This window comes from Actinomadura soli, assembly GCF_005889715.1.
GTDB lineage: Bacteria > Actinomycetota > Actinomycetes > Streptosporangiales > Streptosporangiaceae > Spirillospora > Spirillospora soli.
Genome location: NZ_VCKW01000024.1, coordinates 21,044 through 45,166 on the forward strand (window position 1 = coordinate 21,044; position 24,123 = coordinate 45,166).

General features: G+C 72.8%; 19 protein-coding genes. 13 read left to right on the forward strand and 6 right to left on the reverse strand.

Translation table 11 applies throughout. The annotated features are described in order from the left end of the window. Positions 1-27 precede the first annotated feature (27 nt). The 4 genes from npdG to ETD83_RS07085 all read left to right on the forward strand — a co-directional run bounded on the left by npdG (position 28) and on the right by ETD83_RS07085 (position 3,046). Positions 28-735 (forward strand): NADPH-dependent F420 reductase, encoded by a 708-nt coding sequence (npdG, locus tag ETD83_RS07070; RefSeq protein ID WP_138644244.1) that lies wholly within the window; start codon positions 28-30, stop codon positions 733-735. Positions 736-745: 10 nt separating this feature from the next. After that, entirely contained in the window at positions 746-1,819 is a 1,074-nt protein-coding gene (locus ETD83_RS07075) for a potassium channel family protein (protein ID WP_138644245.1), read from the forward strand. A gap of 77 nt (positions 1,820-1,896) precedes the next feature. Beyond that, positions 1,897-2,235, forward strand: a complete 339-nt coding sequence (locus tag ETD83_RS07080; RefSeq protein WP_138644246.1) for a hypothetical protein — start codon at positions 1,897-1,899, stop codon at positions 2,233-2,235. Between the two features lie 64 nt (positions 2,236-2,299). Further along, complete coding sequence (locus ETD83_RS07085) at positions 2,300-3,046, forward strand: hypothetical protein (protein ID WP_230420739.1); 747 nt, start codon at positions 2,300-2,302, stop codon at positions 3,044-3,046. A 19-nt stretch (positions 3,047-3,065) separates the two neighbouring features. On the opposite strand, the gene panB is transcribed toward ETD83_RS07085, so the two are convergent. Next, the gene (panB, locus tag ETD83_RS07090) at positions 3,066-3,917 is read right to left on the reverse strand and encodes a 3-methyl-2-oxobutanoate hydroxymethyltransferase (RefSeq protein WP_138644247.1); all 852 of its coding nucleotides are present in this window, start codon (positions 3,915-3,917) and stop codon (positions 3,066-3,068) included. 327 nt (positions 3,918-4,244) lie between these two features. Here panB and ETD83_RS07095 point away from each other — a divergent pair, with 327 nt between their 5' ends. Then, positions 4,245-6,371, forward strand: coding sequence for a SpoIIE family protein phosphatase (locus ETD83_RS07095; protein ID WP_230420740.1), 2,127 nt, complete (start codon positions 4,245-4,247; stop codon positions 6,369-6,371). A gap of 188 nt (positions 6,372-6,559) precedes the next feature. On the opposite strand, the gene ETD83_RS07100 is transcribed toward ETD83_RS07095, so the two are convergent. Then, a complete protein-coding gene (locus tag ETD83_RS07100) occupies positions 6,560-8,242 on the reverse strand; it encodes an NAD+ synthase (RefSeq protein ID WP_138644248.1) in 1,683 nt (560 codons plus the stop codon). A 32-nt stretch (positions 8,243-8,274) separates the two neighbouring features. Beyond that, positions 8,275-9,537 (reverse strand): MDR family MFS transporter, encoded by a 1,263-nt coding sequence (locus ETD83_RS07105; RefSeq protein WP_230420741.1) that lies wholly within the window; start codon positions 9,535-9,537, stop codon positions 8,275-8,277. 55 nt (positions 9,538-9,592) lie between these two features. Here ETD83_RS07105 and ETD83_RS07110 point away from each other — a divergent pair, with 55 nt between their 5' ends. Then, positions 9,593-10,561 carry an ArsR/SmtB family transcription factor gene (locus ETD83_RS07110; protein ID WP_138644249.1) on the forward strand — a complete coding sequence of 323 codons (969 nt, stop codon included), beginning with the start codon at positions 9,593-9,595 and terminating at the stop codon, positions 10,559-10,561. A gap of 33 nt (positions 10,562-10,594) precedes the next feature. On the opposite strand, the gene ETD83_RS07115 is transcribed toward ETD83_RS07110, so the two are convergent. After that, complete coding sequence (locus tag ETD83_RS07115) at positions 10,595-11,632, reverse strand: terpene synthase family protein (protein ID WP_205717530.1); 1,038 nt, start codon at positions 11,630-11,632, stop codon at positions 10,595-10,597. 186 nt (positions 11,633-11,818) lie between these two features. Between ETD83_RS07115 and ETD83_RS07120 the strand changes: the two genes are divergently transcribed. The 5 genes from ETD83_RS07120 to ETD83_RS07140 all read left to right on the forward strand — a co-directional run bounded on the left by ETD83_RS07120 (position 11,819) and on the right by ETD83_RS07140 (position 18,868). Beyond that, a complete protein-coding gene (locus tag ETD83_RS07120; protein WP_230420742.1) occupies positions 11,819-12,649 on the forward strand; it encodes a substrate-binding periplasmic protein in 831 nt (276 codons plus the stop codon). Next, the gene (locus ETD83_RS07125; RefSeq protein ID WP_230420743.1) at positions 12,604-13,473 is read left to right on the forward strand and encodes an amino acid ABC transporter permease; all 870 of its coding nucleotides are present in this window, start codon (positions 12,604-12,606) and stop codon (positions 13,471-13,473) included. Before ETD83_RS07120 ends, ETD83_RS07125 begins: the two co-directional genes overlap by 46 nt. Beyond that, positions 13,470-14,270 carry an amino acid ABC transporter ATP-binding protein gene (locus ETD83_RS07130; RefSeq protein WP_138644251.1) on the forward strand — a complete coding sequence of 267 codons (801 nt, stop codon included), beginning with the start codon at positions 13,470-13,472 and terminating at the stop codon, positions 14,268-14,270. Before ETD83_RS07125 ends, ETD83_RS07130 begins: the two co-directional genes overlap by 4 nt. A 165-nt stretch (positions 14,271-14,435) precedes the next feature. Next, a complete protein-coding gene (glnA, locus tag ETD83_RS07135) occupies positions 14,436-15,797 on the forward strand; it encodes a type I glutamate--ammonia ligase (RefSeq protein ID WP_138644252.1) in 1,362 nt (453 codons plus the stop codon). A 20-nt stretch (positions 15,798-15,817) separates the two neighbouring features. Next, entirely contained in the window at positions 15,818-18,868 is a 3,051-nt protein-coding gene (locus ETD83_RS07140; protein ID WP_407921472.1) for a bifunctional [glutamine synthetase] adenylyltransferase/[glutamine synthetase]-adenylyl-L-tyrosine phosphorylase, read from the forward strand. Between the two features lie 73 nt (positions 18,869-18,941). Here the strand turns inward: ETD83_RS07140 and ETD83_RS07145 are convergent, their stop codons facing one another. Beyond that, on the reverse strand, positions 18,942-19,859 hold the full coding sequence (locus ETD83_RS07145) for a phosphatase PAP2 family protein (protein ID WP_230420745.1): 918 nt from the start codon (positions 19,857-19,859) through the stop codon (positions 18,942-18,944). Positions 19,860-20,200: 341 nt separating this feature from the next. On the opposite strand from ETD83_RS07145, the gene ETD83_RS07150 reads away from it, so the two are divergent. Both ETD83_RS07150 and ETD83_RS07155 read left to right on the forward strand, forming a co-directional pair. Further along, positions 20,201-21,646 carry an alpha/beta hydrolase gene (locus ETD83_RS07150; RefSeq protein WP_205717531.1) on the forward strand — a complete coding sequence of 482 codons (1,446 nt, stop codon included), beginning with the start codon at positions 20,201-20,203 and terminating at the stop codon, positions 21,644-21,646. A gap of 89 nt (positions 21,647-21,735) precedes the next feature. Next, a complete protein-coding gene (locus tag ETD83_RS07155; RefSeq protein ID WP_138644255.1) occupies positions 21,736-23,475 on the forward strand; it encodes a glycoside hydrolase family 3 protein in 1,740 nt (579 codons plus the stop codon). A gap of 167 nt (positions 23,476-23,642) precedes the next feature. On the opposite strand, the gene ETD83_RS07160 is transcribed toward ETD83_RS07155, so the two are convergent. Next, entirely contained in the window at positions 23,643-24,035 is a 393-nt protein-coding gene (locus tag ETD83_RS07160; RefSeq protein WP_138644256.1) for an OsmC family protein, read from the reverse strand. Between the last annotated feature and the right edge of the window lie 88 nt (positions 24,036-24,123).

Consider the following 24,123-nt stretch of genomic DNA (forward strand, 5'->3'; position numbering starts at 1 on the left):
CGGAGCCCGCCTGGCAGACTCGGCGGCATGACTGAGCAGCAGCGCAAGGCGCCCTACGACCTCCCGGACGTGAGCGGCCTGTCGATCGGCATCCTCGGCGGCACCGGAGACCAGGGCAAGGGGCTCGCGCGGCGGTTCGCGCTCGCCGGTCACCGGGTGACGATCGGGTCGCGCAAGGCGGAGCGCGCCCAGGCCGCCGCCGACGACCTCACCGGCGGGCAGGACGGGGGCCTGCCGGTGTCCGGTGCGGAGAACCCGGCGGCCGCCGGAGGGTCCGACGTCGTGATCGTCGCGGTGCCGTGGGAGGGGCACAAGGCCACGCTGGAGTCGCTGCGCGCCGAACTCGCCGGGAAGATCGTCGTCGACTGCGTGAACCCGCTCGGTTTCGAGAAGGGAAAGGGTGCGTTCGCGCTGCCCGTCGAGGAGGGCAGCGCCGCCGAGCAGGCCGCCGCCGTCCTGCCCGGCAGCCGGGTCATCGCGGCGTTCCACCACGTCTCCGCCAAGCTGCTGCTCGACCCGGACGTGGACGGGATGGAGCTGGACGTCCTCGTCCTAGGCGACGACCGGGAGGCCACCGACCTCGTCCAGGCGCTCGCCGGGCGCATCCCCGGCATGCGCGGCGTCTACGGCGGCCGGCTGCACAACGCCCACCAGATCGAGGCGCTCACCGCGAACCTCATCTCGATCAACCGCCGCTACAAGGCCCACGCCGGCCTCCGCGTCACCGACGTCTGACGTCCGCCCGATGAAGAGCGACCCGCGGGCGGTGGCGGCGGTGCGGCCGCCGCGCCTCCTGCTGCCCTCGGTCAGCCGCAGCCCGCTGCGCGCGGTCGCCCAGCGGGTCGTCTTCGCGGTCGTGCTGCTCCTCGCCGTGGTGGCCGTCGTGTACGCCGACCGCGACGGCTACCGCGACACCGCGGGCGGGCCCCTCTCCCTGCTGGACGCGTTCTACTACGCCACCGTGACCATCACCACCACCGGGTACGGCGACATCACGCCGGTCACCGCCACCGCCCGGCTGGTCAACATCGTCTTCGTCACACCCGTCCGGGTGCTGTTCATCATCGTCCTCGTGGGCACGACCCTCGAGGTGCTCGCCCAGCGCACCCGCGAGGAGTGGCGCCAGGCCCGCTGGAGGAATCGCGTGCGCGACCACATCGTGGTGGCCGGCTACGGCACGAAGGGCCGCAGCGCCATCGAGACGCTGCTCCGCACCGGCGTCGCCAGCGACGCCATCGTCGTCGTCGACCCCGACCCGAAGGCCGTCGAAGAGGCGGCCAACGCCGGGATCGCCGGCATCGTCGGCGACGCGACCCGCAACGTGGTGCAGCGGCGGGCGGCGGTGCCGCTGGCCAAGGAGATCGTGGTGGCGGCGAGCCGGGACGACACCGCGGTGCTGATCACCCTGACCGCGCGGGAGCTGAACCCGTCCGCCCGGATCCAGGCGGCGGTCCGCGAGTCGGAGAACGCGTCGCTGCTGCGGCAGAGCGGCGCCGACCGGGTCGTGACCTCGTCGGAGGCGGCGGGCCGGCTGCTCGGCGTGTCCACCAGCCGCCCGCACGTCGGCGACGTCCTCGCGGACCTGGTCGAGCACGGCAGCGGCCTCGACCTGGCCGAGCGGGCGGCCCGCCCGGACGAGGCCGGACGCGCGATCGGCGAGGTCGGGGAGCCGGTGCTGGCGGTGGTGCGGGACGACCGCACGCTCGCGTTCGACGACCCGGACTGCTCGCCGATCAGGCCCGGCGACCGGCTGATCGTGGCACGGTCCCTGCCCCGCCTCCGTCCGTCCGGCGATGGCCGCGAGGAGTCAGATTCCTGACGTTTCAGGGAGCGGTCCACGGCCCTGGCGCGTCCGATTACTGGCATATGATCGGGCTGGCGACAGGCGGGGTGGACATGAGAGAGAACCGGTCGGCGGACCCGTGGAGCGCGTTCCTGGCCCCGTCCGGGCGGGACGGGGCCGCACGGCGGGACACCGGCGAGTACGGCCGCACGTCCGCCGCACCGCCCGCCGCGCCTGGAGCGCCCGGCGAGCGGCCGGGCGCGGAGGACGTGCGCAGGCGCGTGCTGGCGCAGCTGAGGGCCGCGCAGGGCCCGATGTCGCTGGAGCAGATCCACCACGCGACGAGGCTCGGGCTGCTGGAGGTCGCGAACGCCGTCGACGCGCTGCGCGCCCGCGGCCTGGTCTCCGTGGAACGCGAGATCGACGAGATCGTCAGGCTGACCGAGGAGTGAACGGGGACCGTCGAGCGGAGCTCGTCCGTTGGATGGCGGTGGGTGGGGGCCGGAGGACGGTCGGATGATCGGATACGTCGTCGCCGTCTCGCTGAGCTGCCTCGTCGGCATCGCCGAGCTCGTCAGCCGGTACCGGGACCGGCCCACCACGCTGGTCCGGGTGCCGAGCACCTGGGCGTACGTGCTGATCAACGGCACCGCGGGCGCGGGCTCGCTGCTGGCCCTGCACACGTTCGACTGGCGGTTCGGCGTGCATGCCCCGGACGTCGTCGCCGCCACGCAGGTGCTGGTCGCGAGCTTCGGCTCGATGATGGTGTTCCGCAGCGCGATCTTCACCGTCCGGGTCGGGGACGAGGACGTCGCGGTCGGGCCGAGCACCCTGCTGACCGCGCTGCTCGCCGCCGCCGACCGCGGCGTCGACCGGATGCAGGCCAAGACCCGCGCCCACGAGGCGGGCGAGATCATGCGGGGCGTGTCGTTCGCCAAGTCGAGGCTCGCGCTGCCGACCTACTGCCTCGGGCTGCTGCAGAACGTGTCCGCCGAAGACCAGGCCGACCTGCGGACCGCCGTGGACGCCCTCGCCGGCAGCGAGATGACCGACGGCCAGATGGCCCTCAACCTCGGCCTGCTGCTCATGAACGTCGCCGGACCCGACGTGCTGCGGTCGGCGGTCGAGACCCTCCGCGCCGAGATCATGGCGGACGACCCGGACGCGCGCCGCGTCCCGCCGCCCCGCGACGGCCAGACCCGCGAGGGCGGCGACGGCGAGGCCGCCCGGGCGGATCTGGCCCGCGCCAACCCCGACCAGTAGGGGCCGGGGCGGCGGGCGGTCAGCGGTAGGTGTGCTCCGGCGCCGGGTAGACGCCGCTCACGACCTCGTCGGCGTAGGTGCGGGCGGCCTCGCCGAGCAGCGTGTTCATGTCGGCGAACTTCTTGACGAACTTCGCCGTGTGCGGGGTGAGCCCGGCCATGTCCTGCCAGACGAGGACCTGCGCGTCGGTCTGGTTGCCGCCGCCGATCCCGATCGTCGGGATGGACAGCGACGACGTGACCCGCGCCGCGAGGTCCTCGGGCACGCATTCGAGCACGACGGAGAACGCGCCGGCGGCCTGCAGCGCCTTCGCGTCCGTCATGAGCTCGTCGCCGTCCTGCCCGCGGCCCTGCACCCGGTAGCCGCCGAAGGCGTTCACCGACTGCGGGGTGAGGCCGAGGTGGCCCATCACCGGGATGCCCGCGGCGACCATCGCCTCGACCTGCGGGAGGATCCGGCGCCCGCCCTCCAGCTTCACCGCGTGCGCGCCGGTCTCCTTGAGGAACCGCGTCGCGGCGGCGAGCGCCTCGGGCACGCCCGTCTGGTACGAGCCGAACGGCAGGTCGGCGACGACCATCGCGCGCTTGGAGCCGCGGACGACGGCCGCGGTGAGCGGGATCAGATCGTCCACGGTGACGGGGATCGTCGAGTCGTAGCCGTACACGACCATCGCGGCGGAGTCGCCGACGAGCAGGACGGGGATACCGGCCTCGTCGAAGATCCGCGCGGTGAGCGCGTCGTAGGCGGTGAGCATCGGCCACTTCTCGTGCCGCTCCTTGGCGGCGGCGATGTCGCGTACGGTCACCCTTCGCCCGCTCGTACCGCCGTAGAGTGCGGTCGGCTGTGCTGGGGGTGCGACAGAAGAAGACATGCGAGAACCTCCGGTCTTGAGGCGCCACGGTGGCGTACCCAGACGGAACCGATCGTGCCACTTCGAAAACGATTCTGGTAGCCCCCGCCATTCCCGGAGGCCCCCGCCGGAAGGCCGTACGGCACCGGCGCGGAGGGGCGCGCGACGCCTTTCAGAGGGCGCGTGACGCCTCGAACGGACGCCGGAGCGCCCGGAATGTGGCCGAGGGGGGCATATCCCTAAGGGATTTCCACGTGGTAAGCGTGATCTTCTCCCCTTGAAACGGTGTCATGCCCCATACTGTCGCTGGATAGTGCTGATACGACCGGCTGTCTGGGAGCGCGTCAGGTGAGATCCGTCATGGCGCCGCGAGGCGATGCGCCCGCCACCGATTCCGCGTCCCGGACGCTGGTCCTGGGCATCGACGGTTCCCGGCGGATCGTGCAATGCGGCCCGAACGCAAGGGCCGTCCTCGGCCGTGCCCCCGAGGAGCTGATCGGCCATCCGGCCATCGAACTCGTGGGGGACGTGGGCAAGGCCGAGCTCGAGGCACTGCTGGAGGCCAACGACGCCGGGCAGGAGCGCAACGGCGTGATCACCGTGCTGCGCGGCGACGGCACGTCCACCGAGGCCGTGATGACCGCGCAGCCCCTGGTCGGCGGCGACTCCGCCGCGCCCGCGACGCTGCTGTTCGTCCGGGTCGCGCTGCCGCCGAGCGAGCGCTACCAGGACCCGGCGCTCATGCGGCGGGCGCTGATGGACGACCAGCTCACCCGGTTCGGCGCGTCCCTCGACCTCGACCAGTCCGCCCGCGGGCTCGTCGACGTCGTCGTCCCGCACTACTGCAACGCCGCGTCGGTGCTGGTGCTGGAGAGCCTGGTCGCCGCCGACGAGGTGCACGCCGAGTCCGGGTCGGCCGTGCTGCGCCGCATCGCCGTCACCTCCGACGACGGGAACCCGGCCTGGACGTCGACGTTCCCCGTCGGCGAGGTGCTGGTGTTCCCCGAGGGCACCCCGTACCGGCAGGTCATGGACACGGCGCGTCCCGTCCACCTGCCGCACATCGACGTGGACTCCGCGTCCGAGATCGGCCGGCTGTGGAAGCGCGGCCCGGCCGGGGAGCTGCTGTCCGGCGTGTCGATGGTGCTGCTGCCGATGATCGCCCGGGACACGCTGCTCGGGTTCATCGCCTGCACCCGCGTCCCCGGGTTCCGCAACTTCGACGCCTACGACGTCGAGATCGGCATGGAGTTCGCCACCCGCGCCGCGATCGTGATCGACAACGCGCGGCTGTTCAGCCGCGAGCGCGCCACCGCCCTCGCGCTGCAGCGCAGCCTCCTGCCGAACCGGCTGTCCGCGCCGTCGTCGGTCGAGGTCAGGCACCGCTACCTGCCCGGCAGCAAGCTCGTCGAGGTCGGCGGCGACTGGTACGAGTCCATCGCGCTGCCCGGCGCCCGCGTCGCCCTGATCGTCGGCGACGTCGCCGGGCACGGCGTCCGCGCCGCCGTCACCATGGGACGCCTCCGCACGGCCCTCCACACCCTCGCGAACCTGGAACTCCCGCCCGCCGACGCCCTGCACGTCATGCACGAGCTGATGATCGAGCTTGGCGAGCAGGAACCGCACTTCGCCACCTGCGTGTACGCGGTGTACGACGCGACCACCGGCACGATCGAGATCGCGTCCGCCGGGCACCTGCCGCCGCTGCTCGCCGGGCCGAACGGCGACAACGAGTACCTGCAGGTCCCGCCCGCGCCGCCGCTCGGCGTCGCGGGCGGCTCCGCGATCGAGAGCCGCGAGTTCACCGTCGAGGACGGCAGCCTCTTCGTCATCTACACCGACGGCCTCGTCGAGAACCGGGGCCGCGACATCGACGACGGCCTCGCCCGCCTCCAGACCGTGTTCGGGCCCGACTCCGTCGGCCACTCGATGGAGGACCTCGCGAAGGCCACCCTCGCCGGTGTGTACGCCGACCAGCACCGCGACGACATCGCCGTCCTCATCGCCCGGCTCCGCCGCCTCCCCGAAGACCGCTACGCCTCCTGGACGCTGCCCGCCGACCCCGCCGCCGTCCGCCGCGCCCGCGGCCTGGTCTCAAGCCGCCTGGAGGACTGGGGCCTTGAGGAGCTCGACTACACCACCGAGCTGCTGGCGTCCGAGCTGATCACCAACGCGCTCCGCTACGCGCCGGGCCCGATCGAGTTGCGCCTCCTCCTGGAACGCACCCTCGTCTGCGAGGTGCTGGACCGGTCCGCCGCGCTGCCCCGCCTGCGCCGCGCCGAGGACGACGACGAGAACGGCCGCGGGCTCCTCGTCGTCAGCCAGCTCGCGCACCGCTGGGGCACCCGCCGCACCGCCGCCGGCAAGGTCGTCTGGTGCGAGCAGATCGTCCCCGGCGTCGACCCGGACGCGTCCGAACAGGTCCCCGGCTGGCCCGGCGAAACCTGGCCCGGCGAAAACCACCACCGCGAGTAAGCCCTGTTCATCTGGGGGGCGACCCCCAGACCCCCGGCTGCGCGGCACGGGTCTCCTCGCTCTGGTCGCTGGCGCTCCCGCCGCTGCGGGGACGCGGCGCGCCGGGCATGCCCGCTGCGCCCGCAGGGCTCGCTCCGCGTGCCTGCCCGTAAGCGGTGGCTGAGGTTCAACCTGCCGGGGTTGCCTGCCTACCTCTCGCGCCAGCGGCTGGTGATGGGGAGGCGGCGGTCGCGGCCGAAGTTCTTTGGGGTGATCTTGGGGCCGGGCGGGTACTGGCGGCGCTTGTACTCGGCCAGGTCGACCAGGCGGATGACGCGGTCGACCAGGGCGGCGTCGTGGCCGGCGGCGATCAGGGCGTCGCGGCCCATGTCGCGTTCCACGTAGTCGGTGAGGACGGGGTCGAGGGCGGCGTACTCGGGCAGGCTGTCGACGTCGCGCTGGCCCGGGCGCAGCTCGGCCGACGGCTCCTTGACGAGGATCGCCTCGGGGATGGGCTCCTCCGCGAAGGGGTGCAGGAACGGCGTGCTCCTGCCGGTCTGGGTGTTGCGCCAGCGGGCCAGCTCCCAGACGGTGAGCTTGAAGACGTCCTTGATGGGGCCGAAGCCGCCCGCGGAGTCGCCGTAGAGGGTGGAGTAGCCCGTGGCCAGCTCGCTCTTGTTGCCGCCGGTCAGGACGAGGTGGCCGTGCTCGTTCGACAGGCCCATCCAGACGTTCGCGCGGATGCGGGCCTGGAGGTTCTCCGCGGCGAGCCCGTGCAGGTCGAGCTGCGCCTCGAACGCCTCCACCATGGGCGCGATGGGGACCGTGCGGGCGTTGACGCCCTGCCGTTTGACGAGGTCCTCGGCGTCCAGGACCGAGCCCTCGGAGGAGTAGCGGCTCGGGAGCAGGATGGCGTGGACGTTCTCCGGCCCGATCGCGTCCGAGGCGATGGTGGCGACGAGCGCCGAGTCGATGCCGCCCGACAGGCCGAGGACGACGGAGCGGAACCCGTTCTTGCGGACGTAGTCGCGCGTGCCGAGGACGAGCGCCGCGTACACCTCGGCGAGGTCGTCCAGCGGCTCGGCGACGGTCTGCGGCTCGACCGGGTAGGCGGGCAGCGCGAGGTCGGCGACGAGGAGGTGCTCGGTGAACTGGGGGGCGCGGGCGAGGAGCGCGCCGTCCGCGCCGACGATGACGGAGTCGCCGTCGAAGACCAGCTCGTCCTGGCCGCCGACCAGGTTGACGTAGGCGAGAGCACAGCCGGCCTCGCGCGCGCGCCGGGCGCACAGGTCGAGGCGGGTGTCGTCCTTGTCGCGCTCGTACGGGGAGGCGTTGATGGACAGGAGCAGCCCGGCGCCCGCGGCGGCCGCGGCGCTGACCGGGCCGCCGTCCTGCCAGAGGTCCTCGCAGATGGCGGTGGCGACGTCGACGCCGTGGACGCGGACGACCGGCAGCCGGTCGCCGCGCACGAAGATCCGGTACTCGTCGAACACGCCGTAGTTCGGGAGGTGGTGCTTGGCCGAGCGGACCAGCACCTCGCCGCCGTGCAGCCACGCGGCGGCGTCCAGCGGCGCGCCGGCGGGCTGCCCGGGACGGACGAGCCCGACCGTCCGCCGGTCGAGGTAGCCGACGACGACGGGCAGGTCGCCGAGGCCCTCGTCGGCGAGCCGCCGGGCGAGGTGTTCGAGGGCCGTCTGGGACGCCTCGACGAAGGACGCGCGGAGCGCGAGGTCCTCCACCGGGTAGCCGGTCAGCATCATCTCGGGGAAGGCGACCAGGTGCGCGCCCGCGCCGGCGGCGCGCCTGGTCCATTCCACGACTGTGCCGGCGTTGCCGTCGAGGTCGCCGACGGTCGAGTTCACCTGCGCGAGCGCGATCCTGAGCTGTGCCACCCACCAAGGATAAGTCGCCCGGATCAGTTTCGTCACTCTGACGAAAAGGTGGCCTTCAGCACACCGTCGTGGCGGCGCCGGATCGCGGGGGCGAGCGCGAGCAGCGCGGCCGCGGCGGCGAACGCGAGGCCCATGCAGGTCAGCCACAGTGCGGAGCCACCGCCGAGGGCGAGCAACTGCGTCCCGCCGAGCGGCGCCAGGAGGAAGCCCCCGGACCACGCCATCGCATACAGGCCGTTGTAGCGCCCGCGCAGGTGGGCCGGGGCGAGGTCGGCGACGACGGCCTGCAGGACGGTCGCCGCGGTGATCTCCCCGAGCGTCCACACCAGGATCGCCGCCGTGTAGGCGGCGAGCGACGACGCGGGCGCCGTGAGCCCGAACCCGATCCCGACCAGGACGCAGCCCGCCGCCATCACCAGGCTGTGGTCCCGCCGCGCGAGCCACGCGTTGACCAGCGGCTGGACGGTGATGATCACCACCCCGTTGGCGGCGATCGCGATTCCGTAGTCGCGCGGGCCGAGGCCGTCCTCCTTCATCGCCAGCGGCATCGTGGTCATGGCCTGCATGAGGACGAAGATGTACGCGACGCTGATCAGCACGTAGCCGACCATCACCCGGTCGCGCAGCACCTCGCCGAACCCCTTGAACACGCCCGGACCGCCGTGGTCGCGGGCGCGGGTCTCCGGGATCGCCCGCCACACCAGCAGCCCGAATCCGGCGCAGGTGAGCGCGTCGATCCAGAACAGCCACAGGAAGCCCTGCTGGGCGAGCAGCCCGCCGACCACCATCGCGACCGCCCAGCCCAGGTTGATCGCCCAGAACAGCAGCCCGAACGCGCGCGGCCGGTCCTGCGGGGAGATGATGTCGGCGATCATCGCCTGCGCGGCGGGCCGGTGCATGTCCAGCAGCATGCCGACCAGCAGCGCCGCCGCGACGATCGCGACGATCCCGTGGGCGTAGCCGAGCGCCAGCATGCTGACGCCGCTGCCGACGGTCGCGATGGTGAGCGTGGCGCGACGTCCGATCCGGTCGGCGAGCGCGCCGCCCGCGAGCGTCCCGCAGAGCGAGCCCGCGCCGAGGGTCGCCATCACCAGGCCGGCCTCCCCGAGCGACAGGCCGCGGACGGTCGTCAGGTAAAGGCCGAGGAAGGGCTGGACCATGGTGCCGAGCCGGTTGAGGAGCGTTCCAGTCCAGAGCGCCCAGAAGGCGCGGGGGAGACCGCCGACCCGGGGGCGGAAGAAGGCCGCGAGCCTGCCCGACGAGGGGTCGACAGGAGTGTCTTCCAGTGTCGTCACTTTCACGATGGTGACGGCTCCGCGCCCCGCCCGGTAATCCTTTAGCCTGGACTAAATGATCGAGTTCGTGTTCACGCCGGACGACGTGGCACGGGTCAGGTTCGCGTTCTCGCCGCTGTGGGAGATGGTGCGCAGCCTGCGGGTGCTCGCCGACCCGTCCGGCCACGCGCTGCACCTGCCGTGGGCGCACGCCGTCCGGCCCAGGCTGCGCGGGCTCGACCTCGGCCCGCTCCGCGAGGTCGTGGCGGCCGCGGGGTACATTCCCGACTTCCTCACCCCGCCGCCGGCCACCCCGCTGCCCGACCTGGCCGCCGAGCTGGAGACCGTCCGGGCCACGCCGCCCGAGGTCGTCGCCGCCGAGCTGCGCTGGACGGCGCGCGGCAGCCGTCCGACGCCCGCCCGCCACGCGATGGCCGCCGACCCGGAACGCACCCTGGAAACGCTCGCCGACCTGCTCGGACGGTACTGGGCCGCCGCCATGGAACCGTTCTGGCCGCGGGTCCGCGACCTCCTCGAGGGCGACGTACTGCGCCGGACCGCCGCGCTCGCCGTCGAGGGCGCCGCCGGCGTGTTCGGCGACCTGCACGAGGCGGTCTCCTGGCGGTCCGGCACCCTCCGCGTCGACCGGCACTGGACGTTCAGCGGCGAGCTGGCCGGACGCGGGCTCATGCTCATCCCGAGCGCCTTCGTGTGGCCGGACGTCTCGGTGATGGTGCCGCCGTACCAGGCCATGCTCAGCTACCCGCCGAACGGCGTCGCGACCCTCTGGGAGACGGGGCCCCCGGCCGGGGACCGGAAGGACGCGCTCGCCGCGCTCATCGGCCGCCGCCGCGCCGAGCTGCTCACCGCCCTCGCGACGCCCGCGTCGACGACGGAGCTGGCGCGGCGGATGGACGTGACGGCCGGGGCGGTCAGCCAGCACCTCGGCGTCCTGCGCGCCTGCGGCCTCGTGACCGGGCACCGCCTGGGCCGCCGCGTCCTGTACGTCCGCACCTCGGCCGGCGACGCCCTCGCCCAAGGCTGACCGCGCGTCGGCGAGCCGCGCTTCAGCGGGCCGTCAGGGCGAGACGGAGCGATGCAGCGATCGCATCGCGTGGCCCGGTGGCGGAGGCACTCCGGGGCCCGGGGAAGAGCGGAATTCGATGTAGCGACCGGATTCGGCCAGCCAGTCGACATGGGCGCGCGGGGTGTCCAGCAGGACCTTGACGACCCGCGCGGCGGCGGCGCGCTGCGCCACGGTGAGCTCCAGCCGGTCGAGCATCTCGGGGAGGCTGCGGGCCGCCCGCCAGGCGTCCTCGATCCGGTCGGCGATCTTCTTGGCGACCATGCCGGCGATCCGGCCGGGGGACAGCGCCGGGTCCAGGCCGTGCGCGCGGGCGAGCACGGCGGGCAGGCCGTGGACGTCGCCGCGCGCCGACTCCAGCTCGTGCGACGCCACATCGTTCGACCAGGCCACGACGTCGGCGACGCTGTGCGCGAGCGTCTTCCACCGCGGCGTCCGCAGCAGCCGCGCGGGCAGCTCGACGCCGAGGACGGGCTCGACCAGGTCGTACAGGAACGGTCCACACGCGCGGCGGCGCAGCGGCGCGTACTGCGCCTCGGTCGGGACGTGCCTGATCCGGCGGTTGACGGACTCCTCCGCGCAGCCGTCCCGGTGCGCCTCCAGCTGCAGCATGAAGCGGCGGCGCCATTCGCGGCTCATGCCGGCGGCGGTGGCCTGCCACAGCTCCACCAGCGCCGCCTCCAGCGGCCGGGCGCCCGGCCGGGCGTGGCCGCGCCGCATCGCGCGCAGCAGGTCGTCGTACATCGCGTGGACGGCGCTGCCGCTGTCGGCGAGCGGCGGCTGGTCCAGCGTGTCGTCCAGCGCGAGGGTCCAGGTCAGCCAGCGGGCGAACAGCTCGACCGCGGCGAGGTCGGCGGTCGGGAACACGCGGGCGGCGAGCCGCTCGCAGCGGGCCCGGCCGAGCGGCGAGGTGTCCGGATCTCCGAGCACCAGCCCGCGGCCGCGCGCCCAGGTCTCCACCTGCGCGCCCAGCCGCCACGACTCAGGATGCATCGCCGACGGGGCCGCCAGTGCGGTCACCCGGTCGGTCATCGAGAGAAGAAGAGAGATGTCCACGACCCCGCCCACGCTAATGATCACTCCGCCGGACGGGCATGATCGCCACGTCAATTTTCGGGAAACGGATATGCGGGGACGGTCATGGGCGGACCCGCCGCACGGCGTGGGATAGTTCGACGATCGCGCAAAACGCTCCCAATCGCTCCCACAGGAGGAAACGTGTCCAGACGAACCAAGCGTTGGGCACTGGGCGCCGGGCTGGCGGCCGCCCTGACGCTGACGGCGACGGCATGCGGCGGCGACGAGGGCGCCACCGTGCAGGGCGTGAAGCTCATCGAGAAGGGCGCGCTGACGTCCTGCACGCACCTGCCCTATCCGCCGTTCCAGTTCGAGGACAAGAAGACGGGCAAGGTCGTCGGCTTCGACGTGGACATCATCGACCTCGTCGCCAAGAAGCTCGGCGTCACCCAGAAGATCGTCGACACCCCGTTCGAGACGATGAAGACGGGCTCGGCCCTGAACGCCGGCAAGTGCGACATCCAGATGGGCGGGATGACCATCAAGCCCGACCGCGTGAAGTTCATGGACGTGTCCTCCCCCTACTTCGACGCGACCCAGTCGCTGATGGCGAAGAAGGGCAGCGGGATCACGTCGCTGGACGACGTCAAGTCCAAGAAGCTCAAGCTCGGCTCCCAGGCGGGCACCACGGGCGAGGACTTCGTCCGCGGCAAGGGCCTCGACCCGCGCTCGTTCGACAACTCCACCGCCGAGCTGGACGGGCTGCGCACCGGCCAGGTGGACGTGATCGTCCAGGACGACCCGGTCGTGCGGGGCTGGCTGAAGGACCCGGCCAACTCCGCGTACGAGGTCGTCGCGAACCTGAACACGGGCGAGCAGTACGGCATGTGGATGCGCAAGGGCCACAACCCCGAGCTGGTCAAGATGACCAACGAGGTGATCGCGCAGGCGAAGTCGGACGGCGCCTACAAGCGGATCTATGAGAAGTGGATCGGCCCCATGCCCCCGGCGGCGGGCGGCAGCGGGTCGTGACGGCCGAGCAGATGAAGACGGCGGCGCCGGGCGGGCTGTCCCGGCGCCGCCGCCGGCAGCTCTCGCTCGGCGGGCAGTACGGCCTGTTCATCGTCGTCGTCGTGCTGGTGATCGTCCTGGCCGACTGGAGCACGCTCCAGCGCAACTTCGCCAACTGGGACGTCGCCAAGGGCCTGTTCCCCGAGGTCATCACGGTCGGGCTCCGCAACACGGCCGTCTACACCGCGGTCGGGTTCGGGCTCGGCCTCGGCGGCGGGCTCCTCATCGCGCTGATGCGGCTGTCGTCCGTCCCGCCGTACCGGGCGTTCGCCACCGCCTACATCGAGATCTTCCGCGGCCTGCCGCTGCTGCTGATCTTCATCTTCGTGGGAGTGGGGGTGCCGCTGGCGTTCCCCGGCACGAACATCCCCGGCGGCGCGGTGGGCCAGGCGGGTCTCTCCCTCGGCCTCGCCGCCGCCGCGTACATGGCCGAGACGATCCGCGCCGGGATCGTCGCCGTGCCGAAGGGGCAGATGGAGGCGGCGCGGTCGCTCGGCATGTCCTACCCCCGGGCGATGTGGTCGATCATCATCCCGCAGGCGTTCCGGATCATCATCCCGCCGCTGACCAACCAGCTGGTGCTGCTCTGCAAGGACTCCTCGCTCGTGCTGTTCCTCGGCATCACGCTGGAGGAGCGCGAGCTCACCAAGTTCGGCCGCGACCTGGCGGGGCAGGTCGGCAACACCACCCCGATCATCGTGGCCGGCATCTGCTATCTGCTCATCACGATCCCGCTGAGCCTGCTGGCCCGGCGGCTGGAGGCCCGGCAGCGGGAGGCCCGATGACCAGCTTGGACAAGAGGCCTGGGGAGCCGGACGGGCGCGGCGCGATCGAGATCAGCGGGCTGCGCAAGTCGTTCGGGACGAACGAGGTGCTGCGCGGCATCGACTTCCGCGTCGGGCCGGGCGAGGTCGTCTGCGTGATCGGCCCGTCCGGGTCGGGCAAGTCGACGCTGCTGCGCTGCGTCAACCTGCTGGAGGAGCCGACGTCCGGGAGCGTCAACGTCGTCGGCGTGGACGTCACCGACCCCGACGCCGACATCGACGCCGTCCGCCGCCGGATCGGCATGGTCTTCCAGTCGTTCAACCTGTTCCCGCACCTGACGGCCCTCGGCAACGTCATGATCGCGCAGCGGAAGGTGCTGAAGCGCGACAAGGCGGAGGCCGGGCGGATCGCGCGGGAGAACCTGGAGCGGGTCGGGCTCGCCGACAAGATCGGCTCCTATCCGGCGCAGCTGTCGGGCGGGCAGCAGCAGCGCGTCGCGATCGCCCGGGCGCTGGCGATGGGTCCCGAGGTGATGCTGTTCGACGAGCCGACGTCCGCGCTGGACCCGGAGCTGGTCGGCGACGTCCTCGGCGTCATGCGCGGGCTGGCCGAGCAGGGGATGACCATGCTCGTCGTCACCCACGAGATGAGCTTCGCGCGCGAGGTCGCCGACCGGGTCGTGTTCATGGACGCCGGCGCGGTCGTCGAGGAGGGCCCGCCCGCGCGGGTGATCGACGACCCGTCCCACGAGCGGACGCGGACGTTCCTGTCCCGCGTCCTCGATCCGGCGGCGGCACGGGTCGGAGAGGGCGAATAAGTCGGATATGTTCCGCTCAGCGGGAACGTTCTGATGGAACGCGCGCGCGTAACGTCGCGGTAACAGCGGCCGGGCATACTGCGACGTAGCGGCCGGGTTTCCGGGGACGCGGCGCCGAGGACACGGGCGGCGCCGAGGGAGCGGGCAGTACCGAGGGAGAAGGCTTTGGACCGTCAGCAGGAGTTCGTGCTGCGCACGCTGGAGGAGCGCGACATCCGCTTCATCCGGCTGTGGTTCACCGACGTGGTCGGGTTCCTGAAGTCGGTGGCCGTCGCCCCCGCCGAGCTGGAGGGCGCCTTCGGCGAGGGCATCGGCTTCGACGGGTCGGCGATCGAGGGCTTCGCCCGGGTGTACGAGGCCGACATGATCGCCAAGCCGGACCCGTCCACCTTCCAGGTGCTGCCCTGGCGGTCGGAGTCGCCGGGCGTCGGCCGGATGTTCTGCGACATCCTCATGCCGGACGGGACGCCGAGCTTCGCCGACCCTCGCTACGTCCTCAAGCGGGCCCTCGCCAGGGCCGCCGACCTCGGCTTCACCTTCTACACCCACCCCGAGATCGAGTTCTTCCTGCTCAACGACAAGCCGGAGGACGGCCGCGAGCCCGAGCCGGCGGACGCGGGCGGCTACTTCGACCACACCCCGCACAGCGCCGCGCACGACTTCCGCCGCAACGCGATCACGATGCTGGAGGCGATGGGCATCTCGGTGGAGTTCAGCCACCACGAGGGCGCCCCCGGCCAGCAGGAGATCGACCTGCGGTACGCCGACGCGCTCACCACCGCCGACAACATCATGACGTTCCGGCTGGTGATGAAGGAGGTCGCGCTGGAGCAGGGCGTGCACGCGTCCTTCATGCCGAAGCCGTTCACCGAGCATCCCGGGTCCGGCATGCACACGCACATGTCGCTGTTCGAGGGCGACCGCAACGCGTTCTACGAGCCGGGCGCGGAGTACAAGCTGTCCAAGGTCGGGCGGGCGTTCATCGCGGGGCTGCTGCGCCACTCGTCGGAGATCACGGCGGTGTGCAACCAGTTCGTCAACTCCTACAAGCGGCTGTGGGGCAACGTCGGCTCCGCCGCCGGGGCCGGGGGAGAGGCGCCGTCCTACATCTGCTGGGGGCACAACAACCGGTCGGCGCTCGTCCGCGTCCCGATGTACAAGCCGCACAAGGGCCACTCGACCCGCATCGAGTTCCGCTCGCTGGACACCGCGGCGAACCCGTACCTGGCGTTCGCGGCGATCCTCGGCGCCGGGCTGAAGGGCATCGAGGAGGGCTACGAGCTGCCGCCGGGCGCGGAGGACGACGTGTGGGCGCTGACCGTCGCCGAACGGCGCGCCCTCGGCATCGAGCCGCTCCCGCAGGACCTGGACGAGGCGATCCACGCCATGGAGCGCAGCGAGCTGATGGCCGACATCCTGGGCGAGCACGTCTTCGACTTCTTCCTGCGGAACAAACGGCAGGAATGGGAGGACTACCGGCGCCAGGTGACCGAGTTCGAGCGGAAGCGCCTCCTCGCCGTCCTCTAAGCAAGGTCCCCGGGATTACGGTGGAGTCCGTGACCGAGTCCCGCACTCCCGAGCGCCGCTCGTCCCTCACGGCGCGCCTGGCGCGGCTCGGCTTCACCGACGCCGCCCGCGCCGAGCGGCTCCTCCTGGACGCGGAGAAGGGCTCCGGCGCCCGTCCCGGCGACGATCTTCTCGACGCCCTCGGCGGCACCGCAGACCCCGATCTCGCGCTCGGCGGGCTGCTCCGGCTCCTGCCGGCCGCCGATGAGAAGGGCGTCGGCGGGGAGCTGCGGGAGGCCCTGTCCGGGGAGCCGGGGACGCGGGAGCGGATCATCGCCGTCCTCGGGGTGAGCGCCGCGCTCGGCGACCATCTCGCCCGGCATCCGGAGCACTGGCGGGTGCTGCGCGACGCTGACGAGACGCCGGCCCGGGACCCCCGCGACGATCTGCTGGCCGCCGTCGGCGCCGATCCGGGCGCGGGGGAGCCGGTGGCGTCCGGGTCCGGCCGCAAGACCCTCGTCGCGCTGCGCGTCGCGTACCGCAGGCGGCTCCTCGCGCTGGCGGGACGCGACCTGACCGGCCTCGCGGACGTCGCGGACGTCGCCGCCGAGCTGGCCGATCTCGCCGCCGCCGCGCTGGAGGCGGGCCTCGCCATCGCCCGCGCCGACGTCCCCGGGCACGGGACGTGCCGCCTCGCCGTGATCGGCATGGGCAAGTGCGGCGGGCGCGAGCTGAACTACGTCAGCGACGTCGACGTGATCTTCGTGGCGGAGGCGGCGGAGGGCGAGCCGGAGGAGGCGGCGCTGCGCACCGCGGCGCGGCTGGCGTCGGGGATGATGCGGGCCTGCTCGTCCAGCACCGAGGAGGGCGCGCTCTGGGAGGTGGACGCGGCGCTGCGCCCGGAGGGCAAGGCGGGCCCGCTGGTGCGCACTCTCGCCAGCCACCGCGCCTACTACGAGCGGTGGGCCAAGACCTGGGAGTTCCAGGCGCTGCTGAAGGCCCGTCCCGTCGCGGGCGACGCGGCCCTCGGCGGCCGCTACCTCGACATGATCACCCCGATCGTGTGGGACGCGGCCGAAGGGGAGAGCTTCGTGGAGGACGTCCAGGCCATGCGCCGCCGCGTCGAGGCCGACCTGAACCAGCGCACCGCCGACTCCGAGCGGCAGCTCAAGCTCGGCCCCGGCGGGCTGCGGGATGTGGAGTTCTCGGTGCAGCTGCTGCAGCTCGTCCACGGCCGGTCCGACGAGTCGCTGCGCGCCCGCGCCACCCTCGACGCGCTCGACGCGCTGTCGCTGGGCGGCTACGTCGGACGCGACGACGCGGCGGCGCTGTCCTCGGCGTACCGGTTCCTGCGGCGCGTGGAGCACCTCGTCCAGCTGTACCGGCTGCGGCGCACGCATCTCGTCCCGGACGACGAGGACGGCCTGCGCCGCCTCGGCCGCGCCCTCGGCCTGCGCCCCGACCCGGTAAAGGAGTTCACCGCGCTGTGGCGGCGGCACGCCCGCGAGGTCCGCCGCATCCACGAGAAGCTGTTCTACCGGCCGCTGCTGCTGGCCGTGGCGCGGCTGCCGGGGGAGGAGGCGCGGCTCACCCTGGCGGCCGCCGGCGCCCGGCTGGAGGCGCTCGGCTTCGCCGACCCGGCGGGCGCGCTCCGGCACATCGAGGCGCTCACCTCCGGCGTGTCGCGGCGCGCCGCGATCCAGCGGACGCTGCTGCCGGTCATGCTCGGCTGGTTCGCCGACGCCCCCGACCCGGACGCGGGCCTGCTCGGGTTCCGGCAGGTCAGCGACGCGCTCGGCACCACCCCCTGGTACCTGCGGCTGCTGCGGGACGAGGTGACCGTCGCCGAGCGGATGGCGTGGATCCTCGGCTCCAGCCGCTACGCCACCGACCTGCTGCTGCGCGCCCCCGAGGCCGTCGCGCTGCTCGGCAGCGACTCCGGCCTGTCCCCGCGCCCGTTCGCGACGATGCGCGCGGAGGCCCTCGCGGCCGTCCGCCGCCACTGGGACTCCGGCCGGGGGTCCGGGGCGCCGGCGGCGGAGGAGGCGGCCGCGGCGGTGCGGGCGCAGCGCCGCCGGGAGCTGTTCCGGGTGGCGGTCGCCGACCTGCTCGGCCTCGTGGACGTCCGGACGGTCGGGGAGACCCTCACCGACATCGCCACCGTCACCGTCGAGGCCGCGCTCCAGGCCGCCGTCAACAAGATCGAGACCGGGTCGCGGGAGCCGCTGCCGACGCGTGTCGCGGTCGTGGCGATGGGCCGGTTCGGGGGGCACGAGCTCGGTTACGGCAGCGACGCCGACGTCATGTTCGTCCACGACCCCGAGCCCGGCGCGGAGGAGCGGGCCGCCGGACGCGCCGCGCACGCCGTCGCCGAGGAGCTGCGCCGCCTGCTGGCCCTGCCAGCGCCCGACCCGCCGCTGGAGATCGACCCGAACCTGCGTCCCGAGGGGCGGCAGGGGCCGCTCGTGCGGACGCTGGCGTCCTACGCCGCCTACTACGCCCGCTGGTCGGAGCCCTGGGAGGCGCAGGCGCTCCTGCGCGCCGACCCGCTGATCGGCGACCCGGGGCTGCGCGAGCGGTTCCGCGCCCTGATCGACCCGGTCCGGTGGCCGTCCGGGGGGATCGACGACGACGCCGTCCGGCAGATCCGGCGGTTGAAGGCGCGGATGGAGTCCGAGCGGCTCCCGCGCGGCGTCGACCGGCGGCTGCACACCAAGCTCGGCCCCGGCGGCCTCGCGGACGTGGAGTGGGTCGCGCAGCTCCTCCAGCTCCGGCACGCGCACGAGATCCCCGGGCTCCGCACGACCCGGACCCTGGACGCCCTCGACGCCGCGGTCGGGGCCCGCCTCCTGGACGCCGAGGACGCCGCCGTCCTCGCCGAGGCGTGGTGCCTCGCCACCCGCATCCGCGGCTCGATCATGCTGGTGCGGGGCCGCGCGTCCGACCTGCTGCCCAACGATCACCATCGGGAGCGGACGGCCGTCGCCCGCGTCCTCGGCTATCCGAGCACGGGCGACCTTCTGGAGGACTACCGCCGCTGCGCCCGCCGCGCCCGAGCCGTCGTCGACCGTGTCTTCTACGGCGCGGACTAGCCGCGTTCACCGGGTTGGCCGGGGTTGGCGGGGGCCGGGCCTGCGGCAGGCGCTCGCGGGGGGCTTGTACGACCTAAGCGGGTTGGGATGTACGACCAGAGTTGTACGTGGAGCGTGTGGCGCCGCCTCCGGTCGCGGCGGCGGCATGGCCGTGACCGTGACCGGGTGCGGGCTCGCCGGCGCCGCGCCGGACGCGGTGCGCGATGCCGTGCGCGATCCGGGCCCGCGCGACGATGATCGGTTCGGGGTACCTCACGTAGAGGATCCACGACAGCCACGCCGCGCCGCCGACCAGCGCGAATCCGGCCACGGCGTCCAGCACGTAGTGGTTGGCGGTGGCGAGGATCACGTACACGGTCGTGATGGGGTACAGCGCGCCGAGCGCCTTGGCCCACTTCTGCGTAGCGAGCTTGACCAGGACGATGCCGCACCACAGTGACCACCCTGCGTGCATGGACGGCATCGCCGCGTACTGGTTGGTGAGCGTCCCGGACGCGTCGCTGGCGTACAGGCCGAGCGAGTGCAGCGCGGTCACGGGGTCGACGAAGCCCTCGTTGTGCAGGAACCGCGGCGGGGCCAGCGGGTAGAGCCAGAAGCCGATCAGAGCCACGCCGGTGGCCGTCATGATCGACGTGCGGAGCCAGCGGTAGTGCTCGGGCCGGTAGCGGTACAGCCAGAGGACGACCCCGAGCGTCACGATGAAATGCATCGTGGCGTAGAAGATGTTCGCGCTGCGTGCAAGCCAGGGCACCGAGAGCAAGGTCTGATTGAGATGAAGCTCGACGTCCAGCCCCAGGTACCGTTCCACACCGAGAATCTGGTCGGCGTGCGCGAACGCAGGCCCCGTGCCGTCCTGAACCAGGATGATCCGCGTCAGCGTATAGCCGGTGTAGAAGAGCACGACCAGAAGAAGCTCACGCCACACCGGAGGAGCGGTGAGCACCCGTCGCCGCTTCGTCGCGGCCGCTGCTTGGGGGGGCGGTTGAGCCATGGTACCCATCTTTGCCGCACGGCCCCCTAATTGAGATCACCGCGACGAATGGTCTTCATCTCAGACTTGAGTAGTACGACCCTGATGCGGTATCCGGACTTTCGGGGGATGGGCCCCGGGGACGCCTCCCCCTCCGGCTCCCCCCATGTGGAGCCTCTGGAGTTGATCAGGAGTCAGCATAGGAGCCCCTGGGTAGATCAGGGTCGCCCCCCGCGACACGAACGGGGGGACGAATGGCCCGCTTTTGGGCGATACCTGGCATTGCGGTAGTCGGCGCCATCGCGGTGGCCGCTTCTGGTCTGAACTACGCCTCTGGTGGTACACACGTGGGCCATGCGGCGGTGCTGAGCATATCGCCCGCGAGCGTCCGTCCGCCGGAATGGAAGCGGTGCACGGGGCTCCCGTCGCCGCCCCCGGGCACGGTGCCGCCGCCCACCGGATTCCGCTGCGCGACGGTGAAGGTGCCGCTCGACCACGCCAGGCCGTCCGGCGAGAAGATCGACATCGCGCTGATCAAGGTTCCGGCCACCGACGGCCGGCGCCGCGCCGGCTCGCTGGTGTTCAACTTCGGCGGCCCCGGCGGCGAGGGCGTCGGCGCGCTCGCCCAGGCCGCGGGCCAGTACTCCGACCTCGGCGCCCGCTACGACCTGGTCGGGTTCGACCCGCGCGGCGTCGGGCGCAGCGCCCCGGTCACATGCGCCGGAACCCGGCAGATGGACGAGCTCACCGCCCGGGACGACAGCCCCGACACCCCCGCCGAGGAGAAGGCGTACATCGGCGGCCGCGCCGCCTATGTCAAGCAATGCCAGGCGCGGTCGGGCAGGCTCCTGCCCCATGTCGGCACGCTGAGCGCCGCCCGCGACCTGGACCTGGTCCGCGCCGCGCTCGGCGACGAGAAGCTGCACTACTTCGGGATCTCCTACGGCACCTGGCTCGGCGGCGCGTACGCCCACCGGTTCCCCGGCCGGGTCGGACGGGCCGTCCTCGATGGAGCCGTCGACACCAAGATCGGCAGTAAGGATCTCGCGCTCCAGCAGGCCGCCGGGTTCCAGCGCGCCCTCGGCGCCTTCGGGGCCGCCTGCGCCCGGCTGGGTCCGAAGGCGTGCCCGCTGGGCGCCGACGGCCCGGCCGTCGTGAGATCCACGGCACGGATCCTCGCCGGGCTCGACCGCAGGCCGCTGCGAACGTCCGGCGGCCGCAGGCTCACCCAGAGCCTCGGCACGACCGGGGCCGCCGCCGCGCTCTACTCCCGCGACGCCTGGCCGTACCTCGCGCAGGGCCTCGTCGACGCCGCGAAACGCCGCGACGGCTCGCTGCTGCTCGCGCTCGCCGACGTCCTGAACGGCCGCAGGCAGGACGGGACCTACAGCAACCTGACCGCCGCCAACACCGCGATCACCTGCGCGGACGGCACGGAGCGCCGCACCCCGGCCGACGTCCGGCGCCTCCTTCCCGCGTTCCGCAACGCCTCGCCGATCTTCGGGACGTCCATGGCGTGGGGCCTGCTGCAGTGCACCGGCTGGCCGGTGCGGGGCGACGACGCGGCGCGCGAGGTGTCCGCCCCGTCCGCCGCGCCGATCCTCGTCGTCGGCAACACCGGCGACCCGGCCACCCCGTACGCGTGGGCGCCCGCGCTGACCCGGGCCCTGGGCGGACGGGCGACGCTCCTCACCTTCAAGGGGGAGGGGCACGGCGCCTACGACACCGGCGACCTCTGCGTCCGCGCGCGGGTGAACGCCTACCTCCTCGACGGCACCGTCCCGCCCGCCGGGACGACCTGCGCCTGACCGGCCTCCGCACCTTTTTGGCAAGTTTCACCATTGATCCCGACCGCTGGTATGGACTGGTCTAGACCAATGAGCGGAGGAGGATCATTATGAGGAACGGTGGCCGAACCCTCGTGTCCATCGCCGCGGTCGCGGCGCTCGGGCTGGCGCTGGCCCCGCCCGCCCACGCGCAGGCGCCGCCGGGCAAAGGCCGGGGCTGCGACGTCGACGCCCAGCTCGCCAGGATGACCGACGCCGAGAAGGTCGGCCAGATGGTCATGGTGTCCACCGGGGCCAAACCGGACGGCATGCCCATCGACGAGACCCGCCGCGCGATCCAGGAACTGAAGATCGGCTCGACCCTCACCCACGAGCCGGAGAACCCCGCGATCGCCGCCCGCTACGCCAACCAGATGCAGCGCTGGGCGCGCGACACCCGCCTCGGCCTGCCGCTCCTCGTCTCGGGGGACTTCGAGTTCGGCACCACCCACAACGTCCGCGAGGGCACGACCCCGCTGCCCAACGCGATGGGCCTCGGCGCCGCCCGCGACCCGCGCCTCGCCCGCGAGGCCGCCGTGATCACCGCGGCGGAGGCCCGCGCGATGGGCTTCCACTGGGGCTACGCGCCGGTCGCCGACGTCAACACCAACCCCGCCAACCCGATCATCGGCGTCCGGTCGTTCGGCGAGCGCACCGACCTCGTCACCGATCTCGTCGAGGCGCAGGTGCGCACCTACAACCAGGCCGGCCTGATCGCGACGCCCAAGCACTTCCCCGGGCACGGCGACACCGAGTTCGACAGCCACCTGGAGCTGCCGGCCGTCACCTACGACCGCGCGACCCTCGAAAAGGTGCACCTGCCCCCGTTCCGCAGCGCGATCGAGGCGGGCGCCGACTCGATCATGACGGCGCACGTCGTGGTGAAGGCCATCGACCCCGACCTGCCCGCCACGCTGTCGCCCAAGGTCCTGACCGGCCTGCTCCGCGAGGAGATGGGCTTCGACGGGCTCATCGTCACCGACGCCATGGACATGGACGCCATCGACAAGAACTGGGGCACCCGCCAGGCCACGGTGATGGCGGTCGAGGCGGGCGCGGACGTCATCATGTCCACCGGCGGCTTCGAGACCCACGCCGAGGCGGTCGACGCGCTCGCCGACGCCCTGAGCGACGGCTCGCTGAGCGGGGAGCGGGTGAACGCGTCCGTCCGGCGCATCCTCGGCCTCAAGTGCAAGTACAAGGTGGGGGACCACCGCTACGCCGACCCCGGGACGGCCGAGAAGGTCTCCGGCAACAAGCGGTTCCAGCGGCGCGCCCTCGACATGGGACTCGCCGCGACGACCCTGGTGCGCAACGACGGCGACGTCCTCCCGTTCGACCCGGAGTCCGATGACAGGACGCTCGTCGCCGGCGCCGTCCAGACCCAGGTGTTCGCCGACCAGGTCGCCGCCGTCTCGGACGGTCCCGTGGAGACCTGGCAGGCCGCGACGACCGACCCGACCGACGCGGAGATCGCCGACGCCGTCAAGCGCGCCGCGTCCGCCGACCGCATCCTCGTCGCGACGTTCTCGTCCAAGCCGCTGCCCGCGGGGCAGGCCAAGCTCGTCAAGGCGCTGCAGGCGACCGGCAAGCCGGTCGCGGCGCTCGCGATCGGGCTGCCGTACGACCTCACGTCCTACCCGGACGTGAAGGCGTACATCGCGACCTACGGCACGACCGCCCGCACCCAGCGGATCGACCTGACCATGCACAAGGCCGCCGCGCGCGTCGTCTTCGGCGAGCAGCCCGGCGGGCGCCTGCCGGTCACGATCAAGGGCCTGTACCCGTACGGCCACGGCCTGCGGTACTGACCGTCCTCCAGCCCCCACCCACCACCATTCAACGGACGAGCTCCGCTCGACGGCCTGTCCTCCAGCCCCCACCCACCACCATGCAACGGACGAGCTCCGCTCGACGGCCCGGACCGCCCGGGTGCGCCGCCTCCCCCGATCGGCGCACCCGGGCTCCTTTCCCCGCCTCAGACGACCTGCTCGACCCTCATGGGCTCCCTGAGGGCGTTGCCGACCGTGCAGTACTTCTCGTGCACCCGCTCGGCCACGGCCTTCAGCACGTCACCGGCCTTGGCGTCGCCTTCGGGGAGCTCGACGTCATAGGTGACCGTGATCGTGCCCAGCGTGCTCGTCGCGACCTTGTCGGCCTGGACCGTCGCGGCGAGCCGCGCCATCCGGTGCCCGCGCTGCGCCGTCAGCGGCTCCACGGTCACCAGCTCGCAGCCGCCGAGCGCCGCCAGCAGCAGCTCGACCGGCGTGAACACGCCCTCGGCGCCCGAGTCGCCGATGGCGACCCGCGCGCCCCGGTCGTTGACCGCCTGGAACCCGTCCTCGGTGCGCTCCACCCTCACCTCGGTCATCGCCATCCCCTCCGATCACCTGTCCTCGCCCGCGTGAACAGCGGCCTCGGCCGGGTTCTTCCCCACTCAGGGACGGTTCAGGACGCGG